A 10,805-nucleotide genomic window follows, 5' to 3' on the forward strand; every position below is an offset into this window, starting at 1 on the left:
CCGTGCATGTTCACGGGAACCTGTCCGGGGCTTTGCGCCCCGGACAGAAGGAGCGCGCTTACTTGGCAGCGTCCACGGCGGAAACGAGTTCCTTGACCGCTGCGTCTGATGTCAGGTCACCGTTGAATTCGCGGGTAACCACGTCATAGATCGCATTCTTGATGGCGGCCGGAACCGCATAGCCATGGGCCATGGAACCGTAGAGCGTGCCGGCCTTGTTGGCTTCAGCAAGATCCTTGATCGCCTTCTTGCCGCAGGCATCGAAGGCTGCATCGGACACATCGGTACGTGCCGGAGCTGAACCCTTCACGACGTTGAAAGCGGACTGGAAGGTCGGGCTCTCGATGGACGATGCCATGACGAGCTGCGACTTGTGCTCAGCATCGCTCTTCTTGAAGAACAGGAACTGATCAGAGTTGAACGTGACCGAACCCTGGGTGCCCGGGAAGCGCATGCAAACGAAGTCCTTGCCTGGCTCCTTCTTGGCCTTGACGAACTCGCCCTTGGCCCAATCGCCCATGAACTGCACGCCGGCCTTGCCTTCGATAACCATGGTGGAGGCGAGGTTCCAGTCGCGACCGGAGAAGTTGTTATCCACATAGGAGCGCAGCTTGGTCATGCGGTCAAACGCTTCCTTCATCTTCGCGCCGCCCAAAGCCTTGGGATCGAGATCGATGAAAGCCGCCTTGTAGAAGTCATTGCCGAGCGACAGCACGACCGCGTCGAAAATCGTCGCGTCCTGCCATGGCTGACCGCCGTGGGCGATCGGTGTGATGCCCTGCTTCTTGAAGTTGTCGAGAAGGGCAATCAGTTCGTCCCAGTTCTTGGGTTCCTTGCCGCCAGCCTTGTCGAGTGCAGCCTTGTTGATCCACATCCAGTTGGTGGAGTGGACGTTGACCGGTGCGGCGATCCAGTGACCGTCATATTTGGAGAAGTTCTGCAGCGCGCCGGGAATAACGTCGGCCCACTTTTCCTTCGATGCGACATCGTCAAGGTTGGCAAGAACGCCCTGCTTGGCCCAGTCGGTGATGTCGAAGCCCAAGGCCTGCACGGCTGTCGGAGGGTTGCCGCCGGTGACGCGGGCGCGCAGAACGGTCATGGCTTCCGTACCGCCACCACCGGCAACAGGCATGTCGGACCAGGTGATGCCCTTCTTTTCCAGATCCTTCTTCAGGACTTCCAGCGCTGTCGCCTCACCGCCGGATGTCCACCAATGCAGGACTTCGACGTTTTCGGCAGCGCGGGCCATCGTGGCCGTGCCGAGCAGCATGGCTGCCGCAGCAACCGTATTCATCAACTTATTCATTTCATTCCTCCCAAGGAAAAAAAGATAAAATTCCCACTACCCTAGACCTCAGTTATCCCTCAGCCTGCCTCATTCATACAATAAGCCGAATGGCGAATACAATCGATTTAATTCGACGCCCAAAGTAATGTCCTCCGCCCCATATGCATGTTCAGGGTCTTGGTCTCGGTGTAGTCCTCGACCGCATGACGGCCCAGTTCACGACCGAGGCCAGACTGGCGATAACCGCCGAACGGCAGCTCCGCTGCACCATCCATGAACGTGTTCATCCAGATGGTCCCGGCACGTACCCGGCGGCCTACCGTCAGGCACGTATCGAAATCGCGGCTCCATACGCCTGCCGACAGGCCGTAGTCGATGGAATTGGCAATCCGGATGGCGTCTTCCATCGTTTCGAATGTTAGCACGGAAAGCACAGGACCAAACACTTCTTCACGCGCGACGGCCATATCCGGCTGCACCGCCGAAAGAATGGTCGGGCTCATATACTGCCCAAGGCCGAGATCCAGCGGCGTACCGCCATGGGAAACGGCAGCGCCCGCCGATGCGGCATTGCGCACATAGGTGTCGATCTTGGCCAGATGTTCCGGTGTAATGATCGCGCCGACCTTGGTCTGCGGATCAAGCGGATCGCCAACCCGGACCTTGGCCGACAGCGCGGCAACACGCTGCGTGACCTCATCGGCAATATCCCGATGAACGATCAGGCGTGAACCGGCATTGCAGCATTCACCGGCATTGAAATAGGCGCCGAACACCGCCGCATCGATGAAATCATCGAGATTGGCATCGGGGAAAACGATCTGCGGATTCTTGCCGCCAAGTTCCAGCGAGACCTTTTTCAGCGTCTGGGCGGCATTGGCCATCGTCAGCTTGCCGACAAGGGTCGAGCCTGTGAACGAGACCATATCGACATCCGGATGGGTGGTCATCGGTGCGCCGACCTCGGCGCCCGTACCGGCAAGGATGTTGACGACACCGGCGGGAACACCGGCTTCCATGAGGATTTCACCGAGAACGAGCGTCGACCCCGAGGTCAGTTCGGACGGCTTGACGACGGCCGTGCAGCCGGCAGCCAGGGCAAAGGGCAGTTTCTGGCTGACGATGAGGAAGGGGAAATTCCACGGCGTGATGATGGAGATGACACCGATCGCCTCCCGCAGGACCACACCCAGCGTGCCGTCGCCCAGCGTGTTGTAGCTTTCACCGTGCAGATCGCGGCCGAGCGCGGCGGCATAGCGCCAGATATCGACCGCGCCGCCCAGCTCGCCCTTGGCCTGCGAAATTGGTTTGCCGGATTCGATGCAGTCGAGATAGGCAAGTTCGTCGGAACGTGCGGCAATCAGATCAGCGGCCTTGAGCAGGATATTCGAGCGTTCGGCACCGGTCATGCGCGACCACGGGCCGTTGTCGAAGGCATTGCGGGCAGCACGGATGGCGCGCTCCGCATCGGCTTTCGTACCCGCCTGATAGCGCGAGACCACGACACCATGGCCGGGGCTCTTGCGCTCGATCACGCCGCCCTCTGCACCATCGGTCCATTTGCCGTCGATCAGCATCCGGAATTCGCGCACCTTGAAATTGTCGAGCGCTTGTGGCCGCATCAGAACCGTCATTACCATTCTCCCTTGAACACGGGCTCACGCTTTTCGGCAAAGGCCGAAACACCTTCTTTCAGGTCCGCTGTTTTGGCGACGAGGATCGAGCCGAGGGCTTCGACCGCCGTGCCATTGTCTTCGCCGTTAGCCGACGCAATCATCAGTTTCGCCACTTCCACCGCAGCCGGTCCGCGCCTGGCGATCCGCTCCGCATAGGCCTGCGCCGCGGTGACGGCGGCACCGGTTTCCACCACATGGTCGACGATCCCGAGCGCGGCGGCTTCGGTCGCGCTGAAGATTTCACCGCCCAGCGCCATGCGGCGGACAGCCTGTGCCCCGAACCGGCGGACAAGCCGCTGCGTTCCCGACCAGCCCGGCACCATACCGAGGCCCGTCTCCGGCAGACCGATGCGGATATGCGTCTCGGCAATGCGAATATCGGCAGCAGCGGCGAGCTCCAGCCCGCCGCCCAGCGCATGACCGTTGAGCGCGGCAATCAATGGCACGCGCAACGTCGCCAGACGCTCGAAGACGCGATGCCCGAAGCGGACCCAGGCGTGACCAAATTCGTTCGGCGTCATCGCCGCCCAGGCCTTGATGTCGCCGCCTGCGGAAAAGGCTTTGCCGGCGCCGGTCAGGATGGCGACGCGAATATCGGCATTGGCCTCCAATTCGTCGCACGCGGCCGAAAGTTCCTTCAGCATGGCAATATCGAAAGCGTTGAGTTTTTCCGGGCGCGACACGGTGATGGTCGCGACAGGCCCGTTGAAGTCAACCGTGATGCGGGGCTCAGCCATGGAGCGTCCTTTCCGGTTTCTGCGGCAGCTTCAAGCCGAAGGGCCCTTCGGCAAAGAGCTCTGCCGCCATCAGTTTCAGATCACCGGCAACGATGAGCGGGAATTCCGACTGATCGAGAATCTGGGTCTGGAGATCGACACCCGGTGCAATCTCGGTAAGCACGATGCCTTCCGGGCGCAGGACCATGACGCAGCGCTCGGTGACATAGGTGATGTCCTGCCCCTGCTCCACGGCACGACGGCCGGAAAAGGTGACGTGCTCGACTTCGTTGACCAGTTTCTTCAGCTTGCCTTCCTTCTCGATGACCAGCCTGCCATCGGCCACATGCACCTTCGCACCGGCATTGAACATGCCGGAGAAGACGATCTTGCGGGCCCGCGCGGTGATATCGACGAAACCGCCGGCACCGGCCGTCACATGCGGGCGGAAGCTGAGCTTGGACACGTTGACCGAGCCGGATTTGTCGATCTCGAGGAAGGACAACAGCGAGGCATCAAAACCCGCGCCCTGGAAATAGGTGAACTGGTGCGGCGACGGCACGAAGGCTTCGGCGTTGGAGGCGCAGCCAAAGGCAAAATCGAGCAGCGGGATACCGCCGACCGGCCCCTGCTCGATCACCCATGTCACCGCGCCATGCAGGCCCTCTTCGAGCAGGATGCGCGGGACATTGGCGGAGATGCCAAAACCGAGATTGACGGCGCTGCCTGCCTCAAGCTCCGTCGCGACACGGCGGGCAATCACCTTCTGGATGTTGAAATCCGGCAGGGCGAAATCGGCGAGCGGATGGAAGATTTCACCTGAGATGGCCGGGTCGTAGACGGTCTGCGTTGTCTGTTTCTGGTCGGGGTCGACGACGACATAGTCAACGAGAATGCCGGGAACGCGCACATCATGCGGCTTGAGCGAACCGCTCTTGGTGATGCGCTTGACCTGCGCAATGACGATGCCGCCATTGTTGCGCACGGCCAAAGCCTGATCGAAGCCGCCGAGGTATGCGCCCTCGTGCTCATAGGTCAGATTACCGCGCTCATCGGCCGTGGTGGCGCGGATGATGGCGACCTGCGGGATAACGGGTTTGAAAAACAGCCACTCTTCGCCCTCAAACTCGATCTTGCGGACCACCGGCTCGCGGGCGGCCGAAGCATTCATGGCGCAGCCCTGGCGGTCCGGGTCGACGAATGTATCGAGCCCGACCTTGGTCAGAACGCCCGGACGCTTGGCCGCCGCCTCGCGGTGCATGTCGAACAGGATGCCGGAGGGAATATTGTAGGCAGCCACCTCGTCATTGCCGATCATCTGCCAGATCAGCGGCGGTTCGGCGGTCGATGGCCCGGAAGGGTAGGAGCCGCCGAGAATGCGCTTGAGCAGCCCCTTCTTGGCGATGTAATCAATGCCTTTGATGCCGCTCATGTCACCCGCCGCAATGGGATGCAGCGTGGTCAGATCGCGCGGATGGCCCGTGGCATCGAAACGCGCGCCGATGGCTTTCAGCATCAGATCGGGGCAGCCAAGGCCGCTCGACGACGAGACCGAAACGATCGCTGCGTCGGGGATGAGGCCTGCCGCCTCTTCAGGGGTTATGTGCTTGCTCATGCCTGGTGTCGTTCTCTTCAAAGACCTGGATTGATTGTCTGTGCAGTGCCGGTGCGGGCGGCCTCGGTGACCGCAAGACCGGCGGCAAGCGACCAGACACCGTCTTCACCCGTTGCCGGCGGCTGCCCCTTGCCGAGGATGGCGGCATGGAATTTGGCAATGCCGGTTTCGTAGAGGTTCCGGTGGTCGAGCTTGAGCTCGGTTTCACCCTCGGCATTGCGCAGGGTGACGGTGCCGACCGGCTTCTGCGTCATGACATTGCGGCCGACCAGCGAGCCTTCAGAGCCGTGCACCTCGAAGCCGGTTTCGGCATATTTCGTAGTGAAGCCATCGTGGAACTGGGCAATCAGGCCCGACTTGAAGCGCAGCACGCCCATGACGCCATCGGCAAGGCCTGCCTTGCCAAGGCCGCCGATCTGGCTGGCGGCAACCGCCTCGACAGGATCGTCGCCCAGCACATAGCGCAGTGCATCCGTGTCATGCACGGTGATATCCAGAATGACGCCGCCGCCGGCTTCCGGCTTGTCAAGCCGCCAGCCCTGCAGGTGCGGCGGCAGATAGACCGCGTGGAAAACCCGGGCGGCGAGCGGCGCGCCGATCCTGCCGGCAGCAATGGCATCGCGCATGGCTGTGTGGCTCGCGGCATTGCGCAGATGATGATTGGTGCCAAGCACCACACCGGCCACACGGCAGGCGTCAACCATGGCCCGCGCATCCGCAAGGCTCATGGCCAGCGGCTTTTCGCACAGCACATGCTTTCCCGCAGCTGCGGCCGCGAGCACCTGATCCCTGTGCAGTTCATTGGTGGTCGAGATGTAGACCGCATCGACATCCTGATCGCCGACCAGCGCATCGAGGGATGTAACGGATTTGGCAATGCCGTGATCGGCAGCATATTTCCGGCCACGCTCGGCACTGGTGCTCATGACGGAAACGATCTCGCCGCCTTCGGCACGGATCGCATCGATCACCCATTCATGCGCAATCGTGCTTGCTCCGATCAATCCCCACCGCGTCATGCCATTTCCTCCAGATGATTGTTCCTGACCGGCGCACCGCAGCTTTGCCGCACCACAAGGCGCACGGATGTCACCAGCGATTCCTGTTCATTGCCGCCGGCATTGATCTGCTTGAGCAGGAGCTGAGCCGCGCGCTGGCCCATGCCCTGCGGGTCGACCGAAACGGTTGTCAGCGCCGGGACGGCCGTCTTGGCCTCGATCACGTCGTCAAAGCCGATCACACCAAACCCCTTGCCGGGTTCGATACCAACAGAGCGCAAGCCATCACAGACACCGAAAGCCACAGCATCGTTGAGGCACAGTGCAGCCGTTGCCCGATCGGAGATGAGCATCATGCGCTCCACAGCGGCAACACCACCGGCGCGGGACGGCGCCGAATGGATGATCAGCGCCTCATCGACGGCAATGCCTGCTTCCTGCAGGGCATCGCGATAACCGCGCAACCGCTCGGCAAAAACCGCGGTATCGAGAAAGCCGCCCATGAAGCCGATGCGCGTGTGGCCAAGGGCAACCAGATGACGCACGGCGGCCTTCGCGCCGGTATAATTGTCGGAAAGCAGGGTGGAGACCTTGGCCCCCGGCAGATTGCGCACCACGACCACCACCGGAATACCGCTGTCGATCAACGGCTTGATATCCGCCGCCTCGGTGCCACGCGCCGGCGACAGGATCATCCCGGCAATGCCGTTTTCCCGCATGGACGCGATGACTTCACGCTGACGGTCGACACTCTCGCCGCTATGGGCAAGGAACTGCACGTAGCCTGCCGACTGAACGACCATATCCATGCCGACGGCGAGTTCGGCGAAGAAACTGTTGGTGAGGTCATTGACCACAATGCCGACGATTTTCGAGCGCGCCTGGCGCAGGTTGGCCGCACCGCGATTATAGACATAGCCGAGATCGGCGATGACACTGTTGACCTTCTCACGGGTCTTTTCATTGACCAGCGGACTGCCCTGCAGAACCAGGGACACGGTGGATTTCGACACGCCGGCGGCATGCGCAATATCCACAACGGTTGTCCGGCTTCGGCTCACGGTCTTCCTCCCAGTCAGACGATGGATATAATTGGAACGTTCCAAATATGTCAAGCAGGAAAAATCAAGGACTATCAGGATACATCGTCAGGACAGCACAGAAAAGCACGGTTTACGGTGATTTTTTGCTCATTTTAGCTCGCTCAGCTGGCGGCTGTTTATTTTTTGGCTACGCAAAGGCTCGGATTTTTTCCTCTTGTTTTTTGGAACGTTCCAAATTACAAAGCCCGTCATACGACCGGGAGCGATATGATGAGCCTAGTTCTGAACCTGCCCGCCGCCGATGGCACACTTTCAGCCTACCGCCTTTCCGGCGAGCCGACAGCGCGGCCGGATGCTCCGCCATCCTTCAGCCGTATCGCCTACGCCGCAGCCCATGTGGTGTCCGACCCGCGCCGCGACAGCGCGCCCTGGGGTTCGCCCACCGTCGACTGGGATGCCACCATGGCCTTTCGCCATCATCTCTGGTCACTCGGGTTCAAGATCGCCGAAGCCATGGACACGGCCCAGCGCGGCATGGGGCTGGATTGGGCAGGCGCGCAGGAACTGATCCGCCGCTCGCTCGCCGAGGCGCGCAGCGTGCCGGGGGCCGACCTTGCCTGCGGTGCGGGGACCGACCAACTGGCCCCGGAAGACACCCGCAGCCTCGCAGACGTGATCGCCGCCTATGAAACGCAGATCGGCTTTGTCGAGGCTGAGGGCGGCCGGGCCGTGATGATGGCCAGCCGGGCGCTGGCCAAAGTGGCAAAATCCCCGGAGGACTACCGGGCCGTCTATGGTGAAATCCTGCGCCAGACGCGCAACAAGGTTGTCCTGCACTGGCTCGGTGACATGTTCGATCCGCAACTCGCCGGCTACTGGGGCTCCCATGCCTTTGACGACGCATTGGAAACCGTGCTTGCCATCATCGATGACAACAGGGACAAGGTCGAAGGCATCAAGATTTCGCTGCTCGACAACACCAGGGAAATTGCCCTGCGCAACCGGCTGCCGAAGGGTGTCCTGTGCTTTACCGGCGATGATTTCAACTATGCCGAACTGATCGAGGGCGACGGCGCGCGGTACAGCCACGCCCTGCTCGGCATTTTCGATGCGGTCGCGCCGCAGGCCTCGAAGGCACTGGCGCTGCTGGCAAGGGGCGAGACGACGGCCTTCCGCGCGGTGATCGAACCCACCGTGCCGCTGTCCCGCAAGATCTTCGAAGCCCCGACGCAGTATTACAAGGCGGGAGTGGTTTTTCTGGCCTGGCTCAATGGTCACCAGAGCCATTTCACCATGCCCGCCGGCATGCAATCGGCACGCGGTATCGTTCACTATGCCGATATTTTCCGGCTGGCCGATCAGGCCAATGTTCTCGACAGGCCGGAACTTGCCACAAGCCGCATGAAGAGCCTGCTTCAGCTATACGGTCTCTGATATCCGGCTTCTGCTGGAGTCCTCTTGATCCTGCGGGCCTGCCGGGCGATTGTCCGTGCCGACTCGCTCCATCATCCGGGATTCCCCATGAAGCTGCTTTACCAGACACACTCGCCCTACGCCCGCAAGATACTGGTCGCCATTCACGAAATCGGTCTGGCGGACAGGGTCGAGGTCATCCACCACGAAACCAGCCCAACCCGGCGCAATGAGGCGGTCTATGCGCTCAACCCGCTGGGAAAGGTTCCGGTGCTGATCGGCGAGGATGGCTTTGCGCTGTTCGATTCGGTTGCCATAGCGGACTATCTGAGTACCCTCCCCGGTGGCTCCGCCCTCATCCCGTCAGGCGGGCAGGCACGCTGGGAGACACTGCGCCTGCAGGCGGCGGCGCAGGGCATTGCCGATTCCGGCATCGTGGTGCGCTGGGAAACCGAGCGGCGGCCGGAGCCTCTGCGCTGGCCGACCATGCGCGATGCCCAGTTGCAGAAAATCATCGCGGCCTGCGATTTCGCCGAGAAGGAAGCATCCCTCGAGGGCCTGCCGCGCATCGGCGAGATCGCCCTGGCGACAACGCTCGACTGGATCGCGTTTCGCAACGTCTATCCGTTTGCCGAGGGACGCCCGCGCCTTGCCGCGTGGTATGCCGGCTATTGCCGGCGGCCATCGATGCAGGCGACCGCTTTTTCCGGTGAAACGCACGATTGAGACGGCAGTGAAACACTGTCTCATCAGGCCCATGCGGCGAGCGACAGCCCGCCGCATTTGAATCCGATAGCTATTTGCACAAGCATCCAGTATTGAAGAACCCGTGGTGATTTGGCCGGCCGGCTTGCAGCCACGTTAAAAAACTCGCTAAAGGGCCGCGTGCGGACCGAAAGCGATCTATCGGCTTTTTTTGGTGACCGTGATGCCTATCAAGATTCCTGACAAACTGCCCGCCTTCGATACTTTGGTAAGCGAGGGCGTACGCGTGATGACGGAAGCCGTGGCTATCCGTCAGGATATCCGCCCGCTCCAGATCGGGCTGCTGAACCTGATGCCCAACAAGATCAAGACAGAATTGCAGATCGCGCGCCTGCTCGGCGCTTCGCCGCTGCAGATCGAACTTTCGCTGGTGACCGTCGGCAGCTACAAGCCGAAGAATACGCCCGAAGACCATCTCAGCGCCTTTTATCAGACGTGGGAAAAGGCGCAGCACCGCACGTTCGACGGTTTCATCATTACTGGAACCCCCGTCGAGACAATCCCGTTCGAGGATGTCAGCTACTGGCCGGAAATGCGCGATATCCTGGAGTGGACGCAAACCAACGTCCATTCCACCATGAACGTCTGCTGGGGGGCGATGGCGGCACTTCATCATTTCCACGGCGTGCCGAAGCATGCGCTTGGCGAAAAAGCATTCGGTGTCTACAGCCAGAGAATCCTGAAAACAGCGTCGCCCTATCTCAACGGTTTTTCCGACGATTTCGCCATTCCGATATCACGCTGGGCCGAAGTGCGACCGGCAGACATTCTTGCGCGGCCGGAACTGACGCTGCTGGCACATTCGGAGGAGAAGGGAGCCTGCATTGTCGAAGATCCGCGGTATCGCCGCCTTTATGTGCTCGACCATCTCGAATATGATTCCGGTTCGCTGGCCGATGAGTATTTCCGCGATATTCAGGCCGGGGTACCGATCAACCTGCCGTTCAACTATTTCCCCGATGACGACACATCAAGGCCGCCGCCCAATCGCTGGCGCTCGCATGCGCATTTGCTCCTGTCCAACTGGATAAACGAGATTTATCAAACGACACCCTTTGATATCGGTTCAATCGGAAAATCCCGATAAACGAAGGCCGGGCCAGCACGGCCGCCCGCCCTTCACCGCTGGATAGGGCAGTGTGGAGCCTATTGCGGCACGGTGTCCGATCGGCGCTGGACGGTTTTGGCCATGAAGGTTTCGAGGGCGTCGGCCTGGGCGTCGGTCACATGCAGGCCGACCTTGGTGCGCCGCCACAGGACATCCTGCGCGGTCATCGCCCATTCCTGCGCG

Annotated in this window: 9 protein-coding genes and 1 riboswitch; of the genes, 3 read left to right on the top strand and 6 right to left on the bottom strand. The window is 61.1% G+C overall.

The window, feature by feature from the left end; genetic code table 11:
* Positions 1–58 precede the first annotated feature (58 nt).
* From J1W56_RS05945 to J1W56_RS05970, 6 genes are all read right to left on the bottom strand, one after another.
* The gene (locus J1W56_RS05945) at positions 59–1,306 is read right to left on the bottom strand and encodes an ABC transporter substrate-binding protein (RefSeq protein ID WP_223612347.1); all 1,248 of its coding nucleotides are present in this window, start codon (positions 1,304–1,306) and stop codon (positions 59–61) included.
* Between the two features lie 107 nt (positions 1,307–1,413).
* Positions 1,414–2,922 carry an aldehyde dehydrogenase family protein gene (locus J1W56_RS05950; RefSeq protein WP_223612348.1) on the bottom strand — a complete coding sequence of 503 codons (1,509 nt, stop codon included), beginning with the start codon at positions 2,920–2,922 and terminating at the stop codon, positions 1,414–1,416.
* Complete coding sequence (locus J1W56_RS05955; RefSeq protein WP_223612349.1) at positions 2,922–3,701, bottom strand: enoyl-CoA hydratase/isomerase family protein; 780 nt, start codon at positions 3,699–3,701, stop codon at positions 2,922–2,924. Before J1W56_RS05955 ends, J1W56_RS05950 begins: the two co-directional genes overlap by 1 nt.
* Positions 3,694–5,295 carry an acyl CoA:acetate/3-ketoacid CoA transferase gene (locus tag J1W56_RS05960; RefSeq protein ID WP_223612350.1) on the bottom strand — a complete coding sequence of 534 codons (1,602 nt, stop codon included), beginning with the start codon at positions 5,293–5,295 and terminating at the stop codon, positions 3,694–3,696. Before J1W56_RS05960 ends, J1W56_RS05955 begins: the two co-directional genes overlap by 8 nt.
* Before the next feature lie 17 nt (positions 5,296–5,312).
* The gene (locus J1W56_RS05965) at positions 5,313–6,314 is read right to left on the bottom strand and encodes a Gfo/Idh/MocA family protein (protein ID WP_223612351.1); all 1,002 of its coding nucleotides are present in this window, start codon (positions 6,312–6,314) and stop codon (positions 5,313–5,315) included.
* Positions 6,311–7,354: a LacI family DNA-binding transcriptional regulator gene (locus tag J1W56_RS05970; protein ID WP_223612352.1), complete on the bottom strand. Its 1,044-nt coding sequence runs from the start codon at positions 7,352–7,354 to the stop codon at positions 6,311–6,313. The genes J1W56_RS05965 and J1W56_RS05970 overlap by 4 nt, the downstream gene beginning before the upstream one ends.
* A gap of 252 nt (positions 7,355–7,606) precedes the next feature.
* Here J1W56_RS05970 and J1W56_RS05975 point away from each other — a divergent pair, with 252 nt between their 5' ends.
* The 3 genes from J1W56_RS05975 (at position 7,607) to J1W56_RS05985 (ending at position 10,601) form a co-directional block, all read left to right on the top strand.
* Positions 7,607–8,770, top strand: a complete 1,164-nt coding sequence (locus J1W56_RS05975) for a dihydrodipicolinate synthase family protein (protein ID WP_223612353.1) — start codon at positions 7,607–7,609, stop codon at positions 8,768–8,770.
* A gap of 87 nt (positions 8,771–8,857) precedes the next feature.
* Positions 8,858–9,475 (top strand): glutathione S-transferase family protein, encoded by a 618-nt coding sequence (locus J1W56_RS05980; RefSeq protein ID WP_223612354.1) that lies wholly within the window; start codon positions 8,858–8,860, stop codon positions 9,473–9,475.
* Positions 9,476–9,568: 93 nt separating this feature from the next.
* Positions 9,569–9,646, top strand: a riboswitch (SAM riboswitch).
* Between the two features lie 31 nt (positions 9,647–9,677).
* Positions 9,678–10,601: a homoserine O-succinyltransferase gene (locus J1W56_RS05985; RefSeq protein WP_223612355.1), complete on the top strand. Its 924-nt coding sequence runs from the start codon at positions 9,678–9,680 to the stop codon at positions 10,599–10,601.
* Positions 10,602–10,805 lie beyond the last annotated feature (204 nt).

The sequence above is a fragment of the Phyllobacterium calauticae genome (genome assembly GCF_019991125.1).
Lineage (GTDB): Bacteria > Pseudomonadota > Alphaproteobacteria > Rhizobiales > Rhizobiaceae > Phyllobacterium > Phyllobacterium calauticae.